Origin of the sequence: Dethiosulfatibacter aminovorans DSM 17477, from assembly GCF_900142005.1 — a bacterium.
Taxonomy (GTDB): domain Bacteria; phylum Bacillota; class Clostridia; order Tissierellales; family Dethiosulfatibacteraceae; genus Dethiosulfatibacter; species Dethiosulfatibacter aminovorans.
Window position 1 is genome coordinate 1 of sequence record NZ_FQZL01000044.1, and the last position, 17,974, is coordinate 17,974.

15 protein-coding genes and 4 riboswitches are annotated in these 17,974 nt (G+C 40.9%); of the genes, 6 read left to right on the forward strand and 9 right to left on the reverse strand.

Translation table 11 applies throughout. From position 1 onward, the window contains the following. Positions 1–205: 205 nt before the first annotated feature. The 6 genes from grdA to BUB05_RS17250 form a co-directional block, all read right to left on the reverse strand. Entirely contained in the window at positions 206–679 is a 474-nt protein-coding gene (grdA, locus tag BUB05_RS17220) for a glycine/sarcosine/betaine reductase complex selenoprotein A (RefSeq protein WP_094763054.1), read from the reverse strand. Between the two features lie 246 nt (positions 680–925). Continuing rightward, positions 926–1,243: a thioredoxin TrxA gene (trxA, locus tag BUB05_RS17225; protein ID WP_073050884.1), complete on the reverse strand. Its 318-nt coding sequence runs from the start codon at positions 1,241–1,243 to the stop codon at positions 926–928. A 58-nt stretch (positions 1,244–1,301) separates the two neighbouring features. After that, positions 1,302–2,240 (reverse strand): thioredoxin-disulfide reductase, encoded by a 939-nt coding sequence (gene trxB / locus BUB05_RS17230; protein WP_073050886.1) that lies wholly within the window; start codon positions 2,238–2,240, stop codon positions 1,302–1,304. Between the two features lie 32 nt (positions 2,241–2,272). Further along, positions 2,273–3,604: a glycine reductase complex selenoprotein B gene (grdB, locus tag BUB05_RS17240; RefSeq protein WP_094763055.1), complete on the reverse strand. Its 1,332-nt coding sequence runs from the start codon at positions 3,602–3,604 to the stop codon at positions 2,273–2,275. A 10-nt stretch (positions 3,605–3,614) separates the two neighbouring features. Continuing rightward, positions 3,615–4,901: a glycine/sarcosine/betaine reductase component B subunit gene (locus tag BUB05_RS17245; RefSeq protein WP_073050892.1), complete on the reverse strand. Its 1,287-nt coding sequence runs from the start codon at positions 4,899–4,901 to the stop codon at positions 3,615–3,617. Positions 4,902–4,932: 31 nt separating this feature from the next. Then, entirely contained in the window at positions 4,933–5,304 is a 372-nt protein-coding gene (locus BUB05_RS17250) for a GrdX family protein (RefSeq protein WP_073050894.1), read from the reverse strand. A gap of 60 nt (positions 5,305–5,364) precedes the next feature. Then, a riboswitch (glycine riboswitch) is annotated at positions 5,365–5,431 on the reverse strand. A 2-nt stretch (positions 5,432–5,433) separates the two neighbouring features. Continuing rightward, positions 5,434–5,540, reverse strand: a riboswitch (glycine riboswitch). A 101-nt stretch (positions 5,541–5,641) separates the two neighbouring features. Beyond that, positions 5,642–5,707, reverse strand: a riboswitch (glycine riboswitch). A gap of 2 nt (positions 5,708–5,709) precedes the next feature. Continuing rightward, positions 5,710–5,816: riboswitch (glycine riboswitch) on the reverse strand. Positions 5,817–6,002: 186 nt separating this feature from the next. Here BUB05_RS17250 and BUB05_RS17255 point away from each other — a divergent pair. The 6 genes from BUB05_RS17255 to BUB05_RS17280 all read left to right on the forward strand — a co-directional run bounded on the left by BUB05_RS17255 (position 6,003) and on the right by BUB05_RS17280 (position 14,277). Further along, a complete protein-coding gene (locus tag BUB05_RS17255; RefSeq protein WP_073050895.1) occupies positions 6,003–7,427 on the forward strand; it encodes a sigma-54 interaction domain-containing protein in 1,425 nt (474 codons plus the stop codon). Positions 7,428–7,731: 304 nt separating this feature from the next. Continuing rightward, positions 7,732–9,102, forward strand: coding sequence for a YjiH family protein (locus BUB05_RS17260; RefSeq protein WP_073050896.1), 1,371 nt, complete (start codon positions 7,732–7,734; stop codon positions 9,100–9,102). Positions 9,103–9,150: 48 nt separating this feature from the next. Next, entirely contained in the window at positions 9,151–10,170 is a 1,020-nt protein-coding gene (locus tag BUB05_RS17265) for a zinc-dependent alcohol dehydrogenase (protein ID WP_073050897.1), read from the forward strand. A 37-nt stretch (positions 10,171–10,207) separates the two neighbouring features. Then, a complete protein-coding gene (gene gcvPA, locus BUB05_RS17270) occupies positions 10,208–11,593 on the forward strand; it encodes an aminomethyl-transferring glycine dehydrogenase subunit GcvPA (protein ID WP_073050898.1) in 1,386 nt (461 codons plus the stop codon). 16 nt (positions 11,594–11,609) lie between these two features. Then, positions 11,610–13,175 carry an aminomethyl-transferring glycine dehydrogenase subunit GcvPB gene (gene gcvPB / locus BUB05_RS17275; RefSeq protein WP_073050899.1) on the forward strand — a complete coding sequence of 522 codons (1,566 nt, stop codon included), beginning with the start codon at positions 11,610–11,612 and terminating at the stop codon, positions 13,173–13,175. Next, entirely contained in the window at positions 13,168–14,277 is a 1,110-nt protein-coding gene (locus BUB05_RS17280; RefSeq protein ID WP_073050900.1) for an ATP-NAD kinase family protein, read from the forward strand. Before gcvPB ends, BUB05_RS17280 begins: the two co-directional genes overlap by 8 nt. A gap of 250 nt (positions 14,278–14,527) precedes the next feature. Here the strand turns inward: BUB05_RS17280 and BUB05_RS17285 are convergent, their stop codons facing one another. The 3 genes from BUB05_RS17285 to BUB05_RS17295 form a co-directional block, all read right to left on the reverse strand. Next, a complete protein-coding gene (locus tag BUB05_RS17285; protein WP_073050902.1) occupies positions 14,528–15,895 on the reverse strand; it encodes a sodium-dependent transporter in 1,368 nt (455 codons plus the stop codon). A 418-nt stretch (positions 15,896–16,313) separates the two neighbouring features. After that, positions 16,314–17,477, reverse strand: coding sequence for a glycine/sarcosine/betaine reductase complex component C subunit alpha (gene grdD / locus BUB05_RS17290; RefSeq protein ID WP_073050904.1), 1,164 nt, complete (start codon positions 17,475–17,477; stop codon positions 16,314–16,316). 4 nt (positions 17,478–17,481) lie between these two features. Next, positions 17,482–17,974: DUF5940 domain-containing protein (locus BUB05_RS17295; RefSeq protein WP_245819951.1), on the reverse strand; the 493-nt coding region annotated here is incomplete at its 5' end.

Genomic DNA, 17,974 nt, shown 5'->3' on the forward strand with positions numbered 1-17,974 from the left:
GTCTGGGTTGTTCCATTGTGGATTATCATGTCGGGAGTGTGTACCAGCGCATAACCTGCTCCCTTTATTACTGGAAAGTTCATTACTACCTCCTGGTTTTATTAGATACAAAGCTGCAATGCTAGATATTTGTCTTTATACTCTGAATGAGCGGAGGGGGGCCGCTCATTCAGACTGTCTAGTATTAGTTTTGTTAAATGTTGTTTTATAAATATTTACAGAATTCGTCTCTTATGGCTGTCATTTCGGATATGATATCATCGGTATCAAGTACCATTTCCATCATTCCCACCTGTTCTTCGTATACGTCCTCATCCACTTCTGCCTTAAATTCAGGTTCTACTACATGGTATACCTTGAGTCCTAACTGGACCCCCGTCAATGGACCTGCGAAAGTCGGATCCCCTGCCGTTACAGTTTCTGCAGCCAGTCCTGCTGCTTCACCTTCTGCTGCACCTACTATTACTACAAGGTTTTCAGCACCGTATTTGTCGGCAAAATCCTTAACTCTCTTCTGGTTCTCCAAATCCATTGCTCCTGCGGCAGTTCAGACAAAGCACTCCGTGGAAGAAAATACCACTTCGCAGCCTGTTCCCTTGAGGCATTCTTCTATTGCCGGTCCGGGAATTCCGTCTCTGTCGCCGATAACAATAACTTTTTTGTCATTGAATAAGCTCATTCCTATTCCTCCTTGTTTTTATTTTTGAAAGTTGAACTATGAATCGTTCCACAATCATGCCTAACAGCTCCCTACTCCCTCCTTCCATGAATCTCTAATTTATAAGGTTGATTCAAGGTCGTCGAAGTCGAGACCTCGCTGTTATTCATAATTGCTTCACTACTATACGTATTATGATAAACTTTCATATATAAACACGAAACTTTTTAAGTTCATGTTAATACCATTAATCCAATACACGTCGTCTTAGATATTTGCTGTGATCATTCCCTTGATTCCTTCCTTTGTCGCATCATCCTTTGTAACTTCTGCGATTTTTTCTCCATCCTTGTAGAGGGCTATTGTAGGAAGTCCAAGGACTCTTTGTGATATTGCAAGTCTTCTTGCCTTTCCAGTGTCAAGCTTTGTAAACTTGACCTTTCCTTCGAATTCATTCGCAAGCTCCTCTACATCAGGCATCAACGCCTTGCATGGCTCGCATCCTTCGCTCCAGAAGTCTACCAGTGTGTATCCTTCTGATCCAAGTACTTCTTCTTCAAATGTTTTCTTGTCTACTGCTAACATATCGTTTCTCTCCTTTATGAATAAACTCAACTTTGCTTTGTCTTTATCTAATGTCGTTTTAAAACTGATCTAAGTACCTTTCTGCCTGCACGGCAGCTATGGCTCCGTCGGCTGCTGCAGTTATAACCTGTCTAAGTGACTTCACCCTTATGTCTCCCGCAGCGAAGACTCCTTCAATGTTTGTTTTCATTTCGTCGTCGGTCACTATGTATCCGCCTTCATCCATTTCAACCTTGCCCTTGAACAGGTGGCTTGTTGGAGTGAATCCTATGAACGGGAAAATTCCAAATGTTCCGTCGTCTTCGTGTGCATTGTATTCCGTCAATTCGCCTGTCTTGGTGTTTTTGAATACTATGCTCTCAACTATTCCGTCTCCCTTTATTTCATCCACTGTGGAGTTCCATAAAAACTCCATCTTGTCGTTTGCGAATGCCTTCTCCTGGATGGACTTTGCAGCTCTCAGCTCGTCTCTTCTGTGGACTATGGTCACCTTTCTTGCGAACTTTGTAAGGTACATTGCCTCTTCAACAGCAGAGTCTCCCCCGCCTATTACGAAGACCTCGAAATCTGTGAAGAAATCGGCGTCGCATGTTGCACAGTATGATACTCCCTTTCCTGTCAGCTCCATCTCTCCGGGACATCCGATCTTTCTCGGATTTGCTCCCGAGGCTATAATGAGGGCCTTGGCCCTGTATTCGCCATTCTGGCACTTGATTACCTTCACATCTCCTTCAAGGTCCACGTCAAGGACAGTGTCCTTCTTTCTCACAGCGCCGAATTCCTCGGCCTGCTTGACCATCCTTGCGATGATTGAAGGTCCCGTTGCATCCTCTATGGATCCGGGATAGTTTGCCACCTCGTCGGTTGTTACTATCTGTCCTCCCGTCTTGTCCTTTTCCAGGATTAGGGTGTTCAGTTTGGCTCTTGATGCATACAGGCCGGAGGAGAGGCCTGCAGGGCCTGCTCCTATTATTATTACATCATATATGTTTTCCATGTTTGTCTCCCTCTGTATCTTAAAAGATATTTTTATGAAATTACGACCTTTCCTTTGCTCTCAAATACTGTTTGCTCAGTTATTTCCGTTTCAAGTGCCAAAATCGCCCTTTCAACCAGTTCTCTTCTTATTGATTTTTCCTCAATCATATCAAGAGAAGGATTACCTAAAGGATATGGAATCGCGATGGTAGGAACTATTCTGTTTGCTCCTACAGTTTTTGATATTGGTACTATTGTGCACATATGCACTACAGGCATTCCCGTTTTTTCTATTTCCTTAACCATTGTTGCACCGCAACGTGTACAGGTACCTCAGGTTGATGTCAAGATAACGGCGTTTACACCATCGGCAACAAGTTCACGGGCAATTTCAGCTGCGAACGACTTGGCGCTTGCAACTGCAGTACCGTTACCTGTAGTGGTGTAGAAATAATCGTGAAGTTTACCGATTCTTCCTTCCGATTCCATTTCTCTTAGAATATCAACAGGAATTACCCTGTCAGCGTCCTGGTTTGCATATGAAGGGTCGTATCCACCGTGAGCTGTTTCATGATCCTCGCATGTGAGATCCGAAAATTTGCTGATGTCGTATTTTCCATAGAGCGAAGCACTAGATGACTCTATATGGTCCGGATTTCCCTTTGGAACAATTCCTCCGGAAGTTACAATGGCTATCTTCGCTTCCGCCATATTCTTTATTGCCGGACTTGGTGAAACCCTGTCGAACACAGGCATTGGGAATTCAGTGACGAATTCTTCCTTCTTCATTTTCCTGATGAGCATGTCAACTGCTCTTTCCGATCCTCTCTTGTCCTCGAAAATGTTTTTCCTGAGGCCTCTCTTCATATATCCTTCTTTTTCGGGAGAGAGGATTGTCTCTTCTTTTCCAAGTTTTAAAGCAAGTGCTGCCATCTTTTTGACTGCTTTTCTCATGTCTGCTGCAGAGTTCTTTGTTTCAACTATATATATTTTCTTCTTATATATGTCTGCGCCCGGATTTTCTATATACATTCCAGACATGGATTTGATACCTAGCTCTTCCTGTACCAGTGAAGATATGTCTCCACAGGCCATTCCGTATCTTCCTGCGTTGAATGCAGGCCCTGCGATGAACAGGTCGGGAGAATATGCCTTGACCATATCAAGTATCTCTTTTCTGGCTTCTTCCATGTTTTCGTTGTAGTACGAGTCACCGCACACTACAGTAGCTACGATTTCAGCTTCATCCTTGAATGCTGCAGTGAAGGCAAGTCCTGGACCAACGGCTCCTTCTCTTGATTCAGGCTTGTAGTCTGCCTTTTCTTCTCCGCCTATTCCGGCATAAAATTGGTTAATATAATGAACTACTCTTAGTTTTGCCATTGCATCCTCCTTAATATTCCCTTGCTGTAAGCTTGTTGAAGCCCAGCTCGTTTGTTGCTCCGATTATTGCCTGCAGCTCTATTGTGAGGTTTCCTTCCTCGTCCATATTTCCGTTAAAACCACCTGCTATCCTGTCCACATACTCGATGTGTCCAATGATTCTGTCCATTGGAGCCAGTGTTATAAGCTCATTTGCATTTCCACCTGTAACGACTGCATTTGCTCTCTCATCGGCATCTGCAAGAGACTGTGACCCACCGTCTCTACCTGCGTACTCGTCGGTGATTATTACAGTGTCTATGCCTTTTTCCTCAATTTTTTTACAGTTCATAATAAGGTCCGTATCTGGATTTCCGAAGCCTTCCTGTGATATTACAACTCCATCAACACCGATGTATTCAGCAATCTTTGCCGTCCAGTTGGAGGATCTTTCCTTGTCTGCAAGATATACATTCTCGTTTGTTATGATTACTCCAACGAAGTTGATGTCCTTTCCGTGTCTCTTGAACAGATCATGAACCACGCAGTTGTTCAGGTGATGATAGGTTGTATTCTTGTCGCAGGCAGACACGCAATTTCCGCTGATGATTGCTCCGTCCATTATTTCTGTAGGATAAATCATCGTAGGCACTATTTGCTTTGCATCAACCCCATATACATATGTATCGTGAAGAAGTCCCTGGCTCTGAAGCATCTGCACATATGCTACAGTAGGAAGTTCAGGATACTTTCTGCAACTTTCAATAAGAGGCAAAGTCTCGTATGTGTCTATGGTGTCCGGTTCGATATCACGGCTAAGTTCTCCAAGATATGACGCTATCTTAAGACCTGCCATTCTAACTGCCTTTTCATAAACATGAGCTACAACGCCGTCAGCCTTGTAACATGCTAAAACAAGGTTGTTGGTCTTTGAGAAAGGAGTGTATTCCGCTCCTTTTCCTGTCATGTCTATGATTCCTTCCTGGAAGCCGACGATTCTTCCAGTTGTAACAACGGCTGCTCCCTTGAGGACATGGGTTCTTCCTGAACCTACAGTATCAACCTTGGATATTACACCAGGGAATATTCCTCCGTTTCCGGTCACCTTGACTCTTGGTTCAAGGACATCTTTTACAGGAGTGATTCTTATGCTTTCTCCAGGTCTTGCTATATCCACAGTTGCTTCCGTCAAATGTTCGTCTTCAAGTATGAGAGCTTCTATTTCAGCCTTGTTGACATACAAAGTACTGTTTTCCACTCTCGATTTTTCACCAAATTGAATATCGTTAATAATTATGTTTCCCAATTCTAATTTCATAACTTCCTCCATTTATATTTATGAACAGACTCTAGGCAAGCCTGTTGATAACGTTTTCTACGAGACTTAAATCTATGCATCTGAAGTCATCAAGTATTTCTTCATCAGTCGTTTTTTTTGAATATTTGAATTTGCTCGCAGTTTCGATGCTGCTTTCAATTATTTTCAGTGAATCCATACTGTGGTCAACATTGTTTTTTACTACAATAATAGTCTTGAAAGGTGTTTCGTTGGGTTTTACGCTTCCTGAAAGAGGATGGGTAAGAAGTCCGTAACCCTTGTGAACATAATCTCTTGCGACGGTCAGTATCCCCTCATATGAGCATTGTTCATAATGAACATTATATGTGTCTCCGTATTTTTTACTGACTTCCGAATTGTTTGTAACAATGGTGAATTCCATAACATTCTCCTTAATAGGTTTTATTAAACAAAAAAAGGATAGCAAGTATAACTACCTGCTACCCTGTTATTGACCTGAGAGATTCTCCTTTACGGATTGCTCCTTCGGTGCTTGCGCTTTCCAGAGTCTTGTCCACAAACGGTCCTTTTGCCTGAGATCGTCACCTCCTACCGGTATAGAAAGAGGCTTATTCCTTCGGCGCCGCGATTTAACGCGGTCTCTCCCGTCTGCTTCAACCAAATATTATCTAATTTTTATCGATACGTTTTCATAGATGCTTTTATTTTCGTACAAGTAAAATAAAATACAAAAAAGGATAGCAAGTAAATTACCTGCTACCCTGTTATTGACCTGAGAGATTCTCCTTACGGATTGCTCCTTCGGTGCTTGCGCTTTCCAGAGTCTTGTCCACAAACGGTCCTTTTGCCTGAGATCGTCACCTCTTGCCGGTATAGAAAGAGGCTTATTCCTTCGGCGCCGCGACTAAACACGGTCTCTTCCGTCTGCTTCAACCAATCATTATTATCTTAATTTGATAATAATTTAATTAATGGGATTTGTCAATACTTTTTGCGAATAACCCGATTATATTATTTGAATAGGATTGCAAAGCACTTGAAAATCATGCTCATATTTATGTGAAAAAAAGTTCAAATAATGATAGAATATTTATAAAATTAATTCAAGGATGTTATTGTATGAAAAAATTTGAACTTGATGAAATGTATAAAAAGATGGAAGATCTTGAGAAACAATACAAAATTCAAAAGGAAATATTTGAAAATTCATATGACGGAATGTATATAACTGATGGAAAAGGATATACTCTTGATGTTAATGAAGCATATTTGAACATAACAGGATTGAAAAAAAATGAACTTATTGGTTTTCATATGGACGAATTGATAAACCGCGGATATTTTAAGGAATCTGTCAGTATTGAGATTATAAGGAGCGGAAAACCCAAGTCTTTGATAGATATATTCCAAAACGGCAAGAGATGTCTGATTACTGGAACACCTGTATTCAATGATGAAGGTGAGGTATACAGGGTTGTAACAAATGTAAGGGACATGACGGATCTTATGGATTTACAGAAGACACTTGAAGAAACGAGGGAGCTTAATGCCAAATATGAGAATGAGCTGCTTTATCTTAGAAATGAAAACATGGAAAAATCTGATATTGTAGGACAGAGCAAGAAGTTCAGAAATCTAATGAACTTGGTTTATAGAGTTGCCGAGACAGATGCAACCGTTCTTATAACCGGCGAAACCGGTACAGGAAAAGAAATCGTAGCACGGGAAATCCACAGAAGGAGCAAAAGGGTGGACAAGCCGTTTATAAAAGTCAACTGTGCCGCAATACCTGAAAACCTTCTTGAATCGGAGCTGTTTGGATATGAAAAAGGTGCATTTACTGGAGCTTCGAAAAACAAGCCCGGTATGTTTGAGCTTGCAAATGAAGGAACAATTCTTCTGGATGAAATAGGTGAGATGAATATTCTCCTTCAATCAAAATTGCTGAGAGTTATCCAGAACATGGAGATCACAAGACTTGGAGGAGTTGACACGATTCCAATAGATGTAAGGCTCGTTGCATCTACGAACAGGAACATGAAGAAGCTGGTCGATGATGGCAGCTTTAGAGAGGATTTGTTTTACCGGTTGAATGTTATTCCCATAAGGACTCCTCCATTAAGGGACAGGAAGGAAGATATTGCACTTCTGGCAAAATATTTTCTGACTAAGTTCAACAAGAAGTATTCTATTTCGAAGAAGATTTCCGGTGAAGCCATAGAAATCTTGTCGATTCATTCATGGCCCGGAAATATTCGAGAACTGGAAAATTTGTTGGAAAGATTGGTTGTTACATGCGGTGAAGATATTATTGAAGTGGAATGCCTTCTGAATCACATCGATCTAAACCGTAAAGAAATGATAAGCTCCGTAGCAAAAATAGATGGAAGCTTCAATGAAAGAATTGAAGCATTAGAAAAAAGGATGCTGCAATCTGCTGCCGACAAATGCAGAAACACCAGGGAAGTTGCCGGGCAACTTGGAATAAGTCAACCCACCGTAGTTAGAAAAATGAAAAAATATAACATAAGAATAATAAGATAAACAGCGTGCAGACGCTGTTTTTTGATGCACAACTGAATCTTGATACTATTTCGCATCAAAATATAAGTAGCGTGAGAATGTTTAAATTTCAAGATTCATTTCAAATGTCGATTCAAAATCGAATCAATATTTATAATATGGATTTCAAAAACCCCTGATTTTCAATGTTTTTTTATTGGCATATTTATTGCTAATTTATAAAAGTAGCTGAATGGATATGCTTGATGCGGATAATGTGATCAGGAGGTGAATTTACTGACATAACAAGAATGACATAAACAAAAAATAATTGGAGGAATTTATTTTGATACCAAAAAAATCGCGTGAATTGCAACTGGAACTAAAAAGTTCCTATAACAGGGCATTGTTTCTTTTTTTGTTTGGATCCTTGTCGGGAATAGTAATATTCTTTGTCAAAATCAATGGAAAGTTCCCGTTTGAGATCATGTACAAAGCTCTTCTAAGTGGATTGGGCGGAGCAGCAAGGTATATCATACTTATTTATCCCATTTTAATGTTGGCAGGCTTTATCTATGCTAAAAAATATTCTGATGAATCGTCAAGAATATATCAGTTCTTTAAAGAGGACAAGAAATTCCACGGCATTGTCTATGCACTTTCATCCGTACTGGCAATTATGATATATCTTCAAGCAGGCATAAGCATGCTGTATGGCGACAAGGCTGCAGGCTTCATGGTTACTGAAATCCTCCCCTATACCATAACCATAATTCCTGTCGGTGGAGCAGTATTGCCCCTCCTTGCTTCATTTGGACTGCTGGATGTCATAGGAGGGGTGCTCGAACCAATTATGAGACCGGCATTCAAGGTTCCCGGAAAGAGCGCTCTGGATACGATAGCCTCAGTAGTTGGTGCGGCAGTTGTTGGGATATTCCTCACTGCATCCCTTTATAAGGAAAAGCATTATACAACAAAGGAAGCCTTGTCAATAGCAACGGGCTTTAGTTTGAACTCAGTAGGATATTGCGCCTTTTGTGTGGGATATGTTGGCCTTATCGACAAATTCAACATCATGTTCCTGATGTATCTCGTGATTACATATTTGATATCAGCCATAATGGTGAGGCTGTACCCCATAAGAAAATATCCTGATGTCTATGTTGACGGAAGTATTCAAACCGACGAAATGAGAACGGAAAATGTTTCATTCAATGTTGCTCAGATTAAGAAGGGATACTATAACGCCATTAGAAAAGCGGATTCATCAGAAGGATTGGCAAAAGAGGTTTCAAGAGGGTTTGTCAAAGGGATTGGAGTTTCAATGCAGGTGGTGCCCATGATGCTGGCAATAGGCGGTGTATTTCTTGCAATAAATGAATTCACTCCGGTATTTGAAATACTCAGCAAGCCTTTCATTCCAATAATAAGTCTTCTTGGAGTACCGGAACCCGTTATTGCAGCCCAGGCAATCTTTGTAGGAGGACTTGACCTGTTTCTGCCATCAGCAGTTATCGGACCGGCCTTGGTACCTGATGCCACCAAGTTTTTCGTCGTTATGATTTCACTGATGCAGGTATTGTATATAACCGAAACAATGCTGCCGATCATATTCTTCGGCATTCCTGCAAAGTTTAAGGATCTGCTTATCATTTGGTTTATGAGAACAGTTATAGCCATGCCTTTTGTTGCTGCATGCATGCATCTGGTTTATTGAGGATATGCTGTTTTAGAGAATGAATAAAATATTTCAGGAGGTTTTATTATGTTAGCTGTAGTTAAGGAGCATAAGGGAGAAGGATTTACATTGAAGGATGTTCCAGTTCCGCAAATCGGACCGGATGACGTTTTGATAAAGGTTAAGGCTGTCGGCATTTGCGGATCGGACATGCCCATATTCGCAGGAATCAGAGAGGTTCCCATCCCCATGATCCCAGGGCATGAATTTTCCGGAATCATTGAAGAGATAGGAAGTAATGTCAATAAATTCAAAGTCGGCGACAGGGTTACACCAGGTTTGGTAATCAACTGCGGAGAATGCATTTACTGCAGACAGGGACATGAATCATTGTGTGAAAATATAGTAGAAACCGGAATACATGTCGATGGTGCATTTGCAGAATATGTAAAGGTTCCTGCCAAGACTGTCCATATACTGCCTGATACGATGACATTTGAACAGGCGGCCTCCATAGATCCTATAGCATCGGCATACAGACCTGTCAAAAAGGCTAATATCGGCAGTGAAGATACCGTTCTTGTTTTCGGACCAGGTCCTATAGGTATTTATACGGTGCAGTGTGCCAAGGCTGAGGGTGCTAAAAGGATAATCATTGCAGGAGTCAACGGGGACGAGGAAAGACTGGAACTGGCAAAAAAACTCGGTGCCGATGAAGCAATCAACATCAGCAATACGGACCTTGTGCAAAGTATAAGGGACATAAACGAAGGCCAGCTGCCTGATATAGTTTTTGAAGCCTCAGGTCATCCTTCGTCAGTCCAGATGTGCCTTGATACCGTAAGGGCAAATGGCCAGATTGTTTTTATTGGAATCCAGCATCAAAGCATAGATCTTGAAATCGCAAAGATTGTAAGACAGGAAATAAAGGTGGAAGGAAGCATTTGCTATACATGGAAGGATTACAAGGAATGCATAGACCTGGTATCATCTGGCAGAGTGGATACCGACAACATGGTTACCCATGAGTTTGCCCTCAAGGACATTGGCAAGGGAATAGAAGTGATGAAAAACAGAGAGGCTGTTAAGGTGATTCTTCATCCTTAATCAATAAGTTAGAACAAATCAGGTTTGGAGGTGCTTTATGACTGAGAGTATTGTTTATCCATATATACCCAACAGTGTGGATTCGATAAAAAATGAAATGATGAATGAAATTGGCATAGAAAGTGTTGAGGAATTGTTTGAAGCGATTCCAAAACATTTGAGGATTGAAGGCAGACTGAATATTCCAGGTCCAATATTATCGGAAATAGATTTAAAAAGACATGTGGAAAGCAAGCTGAAAAAGAATGTTTCATGTGATGAATACACAAGTTTTTTGGGAGCAGGATGCTACAATCACTATGTTCCGGCCATATGTGACGAAATCAACGGAAGAAGTGAATTTTTGACTGCTTACTGCGGAGAAACATATGCCGACCACGGGAAATGCCAGGCGATTTTCGAATACACGAGTTTAATTGGAGAATTGCTTGATATGGATGTCGTCGGACTTGCCACTTACGATGGCGGCCAGGCTGCAAATACTGCAATCAGGATGACAAATAGAATCACCGGCAGAAAAGAGATTCTGGTTTCGGAAAATATCAGCAAGTCATTGATTATGCAGATCAAGGAATTCTGTGATTTCATGACTGTAAAATTTGTCAAATGCGATAGTTGTACGGGAAATATCGACTTGAATGATCTTGAAGATAAGATTTCCGGTGAAACTTCCTGTGTTTTCATAGAAAATCCAACATATCTCGGTTCAATAGAGGACAAGGGAATGGATATAGGAAGGATTGCCCACGAAAACGGCGCAGTGTTTGTAGTTTCGGTGGATCCATCATCCCTGGGAATATTGGAGGCTCCAGCATCCTATGGTGCTGATGTTGTCTGCGGTGAACTGCAGCCTCTGGGCATGCATATGGGTTATGGAAGCGGTCTTGGCGGTATCATAGCCTGCAGAAACGAGGAGCAGTATATAATGAATCTGCCTAATCATTATTACAGTCTCTATGAAAATGAAAAGGGTGAATTCGGATTTGCTCGATCTCTGAATTCAAGAACCAGTTACCACAGCAGGGAGAATGCAGTTGAATACCTGGGAACGAATGTTGGATTGTGGGCTATCACGGCAGCGGTATATCTGTCCTTGATGGGGCCGGAAGGAATGTACGACCTTGGAAAGAATATTGTTTACAAGAGCAACTACGCCAGGGAAAAACTGAACGGTATAGATGGTATAACCGTACTGTTTGATGAGGGAAGACCATTCAAGGAGTTTGTCGTTAATTTTGACAAGTCCGGCATGAAAGTAGAGGAGATAAACGATTGGCTCCTGAAGGAGAAAATATTTGGCGGCAAGGACCTTTCCCAAGAGTTTCCTCAGCTGGGACAGTCTGCACTCTATTGCGTAACTGAAAAAACAACAAGGGAAGATATAGACAATCTTGCTCATGCATTGAATAAAATTATTAATTAAATGGAGGTGATGTTTAATGACTGCTAAAACAAGAAGTTTTCATGAAGCCAAGTGGGATGAACCCATTATTTTTGAATTGAGTGAAAAAGGACAAAGGGGAATTCTGCTGCCGGAAATCGAGAAGGAGCTGATTGAAGAATTCGGAGAAATGGAAAATTTGATACCTGAAGGAATGGCTAGAGGAAAAAAACCGGAACTACCTGAAATTTCACAGCCTCAGGTATTGAGACATTATTTGAGACTATCGCAGGAAACCCTTGGTCAGGAGCTGAATATTGACATTGGTCTTGGTACCTGCACAATGAAATACAGTCCAAAGATTCATGAGCAATTTGTAAGGAATTCAAAGCTGTCTGAACTGCATCCCCTTCAGAATGTGGACACCGCCCAGGGCATACTTGAAATAATGTATGAATTTGAACAGATCATGAAGGAAATATCAGGTATGGATGCATTTTCATTCCAGCCCGGAGGCGGTGGACAGGCAATATATTCAAATGCTTCTATAATGAAGAGCTACCATGCAGATAATGGTGAAGGAGAACAACGGACCGAAATAATCACAACACTCCTGTCCCATCCGCTAAATGCTGCTGCCCCGCATACAAAGGGATTCAAGGTAATAAACCTTATTCCCAACGAGACCGGATATCCGAGCATAGAGGATCTTAAGGCTGTTGTTTCCGAAAAAACAGCCGGTATATTCATCACAAATCCTGAAGACACGGGAATTTACAATCCAATAGTGAAGGAATTTGTAGACATTGTCCATGAAGCAGGAGGGCTTTGTGTATATGACATGGCGGACTACAACGGCTTGTTTGGCATAGCCAGGGCCAAGGAGGCAGGACTTGACATGTGTCACTTCAACCTTCACAAGGCATTTTCATCTCCGCACGGATCAATGGGACCGTGCTGTGGAGCTCAGGGAGTAAGTGAGAAGTTGGCCAAATACCTTCCGGTACCAAGGGTTGGTTTTGACGGTGGTAAATATTTCCTTGATTATGACCAGCCTCATTCCATAGGCAAGATAAGAAAGTTCTACGGAGTTGCTGCAGTGGTGCTGAGAGCTTATTCGTGGGTGATTACCCTGGGAGCTGATGGTTTGAGAAAGGTTGCCGAAACATCGGTAATCAACAACAACTACCTTATAAAAAAGATGCTTGAAAACGTCAGGGGAATTAGTGCTCCCTGGGGAGAAAAGGATTCATTCAGGACTGAGCAGGTCAGGTTCAGTTGGGAACAATTGACAAAGGATACCGGGGTAACCACAGATGATATTGACCGCCGGGGAACCGATTATGGACTTCAATGCTATTTCCAGAGCCATCACCCGATGATTATCCCAGAGCCTTTTACACCCGAGCCCAATGAAACCTATTCAAAGCAAGAACTTGACGAGTACATAGCCATATTCAAAAGAATATCCGAGGAAGCATACGAAAACCCTGAACTTGTCAAAAATGCACCTCACAATGCACCGATTTCAAAAATCAGTACACCGATTATAACAGATCCCAATGATTTGATTGTTACATGGAGGGCTTACAAAAGCAAGAAAGAGTTGCCTTTAAATGTTTAAAGTAGGCCTTATTGTAAATCCCATTGCCGGAATGGGAGGCAAGGTAGGCTTGAAGGGAACAGACGGAATAGACATTTTGTCTAGAGCAATAGCCATGGGAGCAAGGAAGGAAAGTCCGCATAAAACGGTCAAGGCCCTTGAATTCTTAAAGGGTGCTGAAGACAGGATAAATATACTTACGTGTTCCGGTGAAATGGGACAGGAGGAATGTATTGAAGCCGGAATAACTTGTACTGTTATTGAAAATACGGGGAAGTACACAACTTCTTCAGATACTGAAAAAGCGGCTGTCAAGATGCTGAATGAGGGAGTTGATCTTATCCTCTTTTCAGGAGGTGACGGTACCGCCAGGAGTATTTACAATGCAGTAGGCAAAAAATGCCCTGTTCTGGGAATACCTTCCGGAGTTAAAATCCACTCGGCTGTTTTTGCAAAGAGCCCATCTGATGCAGGGAGGCTTGTTGAAGAAATTGCTCTAAAAGCTTATATTGACTGTTCCGAGAGGGAAGTTATGGATATAGATGAGGAGGCTTTGAGGGAAGATAGAGTTGCGGCAAGGCTATATGGGTATATGAATGTTCCTTGCAATAAAAGGTATGTTCAGAAGCTGAAATCCGGAAGTTCAATTGAGGATTCAAATGATTTGTCAGGTATATCAAGGTATGTAATAGACAATATTGAAAGTGATTGCTGTTACATAATCGGTGCGGGAACAACAACAAGGAGCATCTTTGAAGACTTGAATGAAGACTATACATTAATTGGCGTTGATGTTGTGAAAAACGGCAGAGTGATAATCAAGGATGCATGTGAAAGAGACCTGGTTCAACTGACAAGTAAAGACAGGTGCAAGATCATCGTATCACCCATTGGCGGACAGGGATATTTGTTTGGCCGGGGAAATCAGCAGATTAGCAGTGAAGTCATAAGTAATGTTGGAAAGGACAACATCATAATAATTGCAACTTCCGAAAAGATGTTGTCACTATTCAACGAACCACTGCTTGTCGATACCGGAGATGAACGGACCGATGAATACCTCAAGGGTGTCTACAAGGTTGTTGTCGGATACGATAGATTTTATGCTTGGAAGTGTGAATGATTTTATTTTCAAATTATGGTTTTTTCAAGCCGCTTCACAACCGGAAAGCAATCCGGTTGCGGGCGGCTTTGACGTACCCATGGCATCACCTCGACATAATTAGTAAACACAAACACAAACACTTAATCTATGTCACAATGACAATGAATTTAACGTTCCAAAAAATCAATTGTTAAATACTTCTTATTTTGCACTACTCCGCAAGAAATTCAGCCTTCACAAGTGCCGACAATGAACTTACCCCGATAATTTAAAATACACCAGTTACAAATATTACCACTAAAGCTATCGGTATGATGAACTTAACAAGCGGTGCCCACCAATTAAATACTTTGAACTTACCTGACTCAGAACCAACATTGGTTTCACTTTGAAATCCTTTGAATTTCCATACTATTAATACATAGAATGATAATATCAAAGCTCCTAAAGGCATCATGATGTTTCCTGAAACATAATCAGCAAAATCAAAGAAATTTCTTCCACCGATCAAAATATTTTTCCAAGGACCTTGAGCCATTATCATTGGAAATCCTATAATAAATATTGCTGCCAAACTTGTCCATACAGCTTTTTTTCTAGTCATATTAAACAATCCAGTGCAAGTAGCTACTACTGGTTCTAAGTATCCTAGCGCTGAAGAAAGAGCAGCAAATAATAATAATAGGAAGAACATTGAACCGAATAAAGTTCCTGCCGGCAATTGATTGAATAAATTTGACATAGTTACAAATAGTAGACTTGGACCAGAATCAGTCGGTAAACCTAATGCAAATATCGCTGGGAACATAACTAAACCTGCAATAAATGCTGCTAATGTATCAAAACCAACAACTATAATAGAATCCGTTGGAATATTACTTTGTTTATTCAAATAACTACCATAAATGAATGCACCACCACTAGCTATTCCTATAGAGAAAAACGATTGACCTAATGCTGCTAACAATACGCCACTATTAATTTTTGAAAAATCAACAGTTAAATACCACTTTAATCCTTCCATTGCGCCTGGAAGAGTAAGAGATCTTATAGCCAAAATAATTAACATTATAAACAATGTAGGCATCATTATTTTACATGCTTTTTCAATCCCTTTTTCCAGCCCTTTAGCTGAAATCAAACCTATTATGACAGCACATGCTAACGTAAATGCAGCAATCGGCATTGGATTAGCCATAAAATTTGTAAATGCTTGTGTATATCCTTCCGCTGTTAAACCAGTTAATTGTCCTGAAACCATTTTAACTAAATAAGCTAAAATCCATCCCATTATTTGAATATAATAGGTCAAAATTATAAACGCAGCTAATACGCCTGTCCATCCGAATGCTGACCATGGACTTCCCTTTTTACTTACAGATCTCATCCCTCTAACCGGATCTAATTGAGTTTTACGTCCCAAGCTAATCTCCATATTAAATAATGGTATACCTATAAGGGCACAAATTATCAAATATACAAATAAAAATGCTCCACCGCCATTCATTCCTGTTAAATATGGGAATCTCCATATATTACCTAGTCCAATAGAAAATCCTGCTGTAGCCATTATAAAGCCAAATCTACTTCCCCAATTCTCCCTTTTTTCCGTTTTTATACCTTTATTAAGTTCCATTCTTATAACTCCTCTTTTTTAAATTTATAAATATTCAAATTTATATTGTAAAAAAAATTCAATCATTTCATTCTTCCTGTCTTGATTATAACCTTAACTAGCATATCTTCAACAAATCAAGTTTTGTTTATTTTTTCACAAACTAATTTCTAGTAATTCTACTGTAAATCATTATAATAAGTGACAGGCATGACTTTACCACTGGTTCCGTACCATTTCCTCTTAGCTTCCTTCTTTCTTCGACTGAATAATCACAAAGGAACGGGTAATCAGTTTTTATTATGTGTTGATTGATATTATATAGTTGGAGTAATTCAAATTGCGTTCCTTAAAATCCAATTTCAACAATCAGGTATTTGATTTAATATGAAATCATAAATCACCAATTTTTTTGTGACTTCTATATTCTAAAGATTTACTAAGCCAGGTATTCTGCTTTAACTAGAGCTGCCCTAGCCATTTCAATCCTTGCTTCACTTACCCTCACTATTGGTCCTGTACATCCCATGCCGCTTTCGGCATAGATGTTTTCCTTCCAAAGGGCTGTTACAGCATCTTCAAGATCCATTATGTCTATTCCTGAGATCTGTCCAGTTACTGTTTCCTTTTCAGGCATCTTCACTTCTTCTGCTGCTGTTTCGGTTTTCTTTGTTTCCTTTAATGATTCAAGTATTTCATCGAGTCCTGCCTTCTTTGCATCTGCAAATTCAGTTGAACATTTTTCTGAAAGTCTTCCCTTTGCAAGGTCCTTCGCATAGGAAATTGCATTTGCCACTACTGGAACTCCCGATGCCCTTGAAAGGATCAGTATTGTCCTTTCGTAGTCCTCTCCTATTCCAGGTCCGTAGCCGAATCCCGATGCTTCGTAGCTTCCTCCTGTTGTAAATGATGAGAATACCTTCATCATGATGTTTCCTGTAAGTGTATCTGTCACCATTACATCTGCAGTTCCGCAGAGAAGGTCGTTTCCTCTCATTACGGATCCTCCGTCTGATCTCATGGATTCTGCGAAGTCTATGGCATATCCTCTTGAATCAAAGTCCTTAAGTGCCCTTTCAACCTGTCTTGCTCCATCAAGGTTGAGTATTCCCACTGTAGGGTTTTCAATTCCCATTGACTTGGCGGTGATTATTCCATGCAGTGCATTCTTCACCATCGCCTCGCTTCTGTGAACAGACGATGTTCCCGTTGTTGTTGCAAGGTACATCTCCTTTCCCATTCCGGGAGTGAATACCTTTCCTACTGTAGATACCCCAATAGGGAAGTTATAGTGCATGGTTACGCATGAATCTATGTATTTTGTATCGAGAAGTTCTTCCATCTTTGTGTGCATCTCTTCTTCGGACTCGATTTCTACTGTCTCTAGTCCCGAGTCGTTCTTCGGTCCTATGAGGATTACTTCCATGTCGGGATTGCTTCTTGCTGCAAGCTCGGCTCCCTTTATGAGGTTTTCACTTCCATGCTCGCTTCCAAGGATTGTTATTCCAACCCTTGCCTTTTGACCGAAGGATCCTGTCTCTATGGCTTCGGCTATTTCAAGCATTGTCTTTCCAATGAGTTGTTTTATCTTCTTCTCTTCCATGTCATCACTCCTGTCCGTCAAGCATATGTGATGCAAATCCTCTCATTGCCTCTGCTATCATGTTTTTGACGGCTTCCTGTGAAACTGTGCTTTCTTCTTCCTGCTTTCCAGGGTTTCTTTCAAGGATTACGGATACTCCGTCGAAGAGGTTTGTCATCCTTCCCAGGAAGAGACTTCCCTTTCCTACTATCATTGCCTTGTTGAGGCTTCCTTCAGTAAGGTCTTCCATTGCAAATCCAAGGTAGGGCACTCCTGAAGGTATGTGTCCCTGGGTTGGGGCCCATCCGTTCATTCCGTGGTCCTTAACGAAGTTGAGCAGGTCTTTCTTCTCTATGTCTTTCCTTTTTACTCCAAGGGCTCCTATCATCTTGTAGTTTGATTCAGGAACGTTTCCTGCTCCTGCAGGCTTTGTGATATCGGGGTTTTGCATCTCCACCGAGTATTTGTCTATGTCTGTAATCTTAAGGCCAGCCTTGTCAAGAGGGTTCGTAATAAGT

Coding starts and splice junctions, on each gene's coding strand:
- trxA (WP_073050884.1), bottom strand. CDS start 1,243: ATGTTAGCAGTAGACAAGAAAACATTTGAAGAAGAAGTACTTGGATCA.
- trxB (WP_073050886.1), bottom strand. CDS start 2,240: ATGGAAAACATATATGATGTAATAATAATAGGAGCAGGCCCTGCAGGC.
- BUB05_RS17245 (WP_073050892.1), bottom strand. CDS start 4,901: ATGAAATTAGAATTGGGAAACATAATTATTAACGATATTCAATTTGGT.
- BUB05_RS17250 (WP_073050894.1), bottom strand. CDS start 5,304: ATGGAATTCACCATTGTTACAAACAATTCGGAAGTCAGTAAAAAATAC.
- BUB05_RS17255 (WP_073050895.1), top strand. CDS start 6,003: ATGAAAAAATTTGAACTTGATGAAATGTATAAAAAGATGGAAGATCTT.
- BUB05_RS17265 (WP_073050897.1), top strand. CDS start 9,151: ATGTTAGCTGTAGTTAAGGAGCATAAGGGAGAAGGATTTACATTGAAG.
- gcvPA (WP_073050898.1), top strand. CDS start 10,208: ATGACTGAGAGTATTGTTTATCCATATATACCCAACAGTGTGGATTCG.
- gcvPB (WP_073050899.1), top strand. CDS start 11,610: ATGACTGCTAAAACAAGAAGTTTTCATGAAGCCAAGTGGGATGAACCC.
- BUB05_RS17280 (WP_073050900.1), top strand. CDS start 13,168: ATGTTTAAAGTAGGCCTTATTGTAAATCCCATTGCCGGAATGGGAGGC.
- BUB05_RS17285 (WP_073050902.1), bottom strand. CDS start 15,895: ATGGAACTTAATAAAGGTATAAAAACGGAAAAAAGGGAGAATTGGGGA.
- grdD (WP_073050904.1), bottom strand. CDS start 17,477: ATGGAAGAGAAGAAGATAAAACAACTCATTGGAAAGACAATGCTTGAA.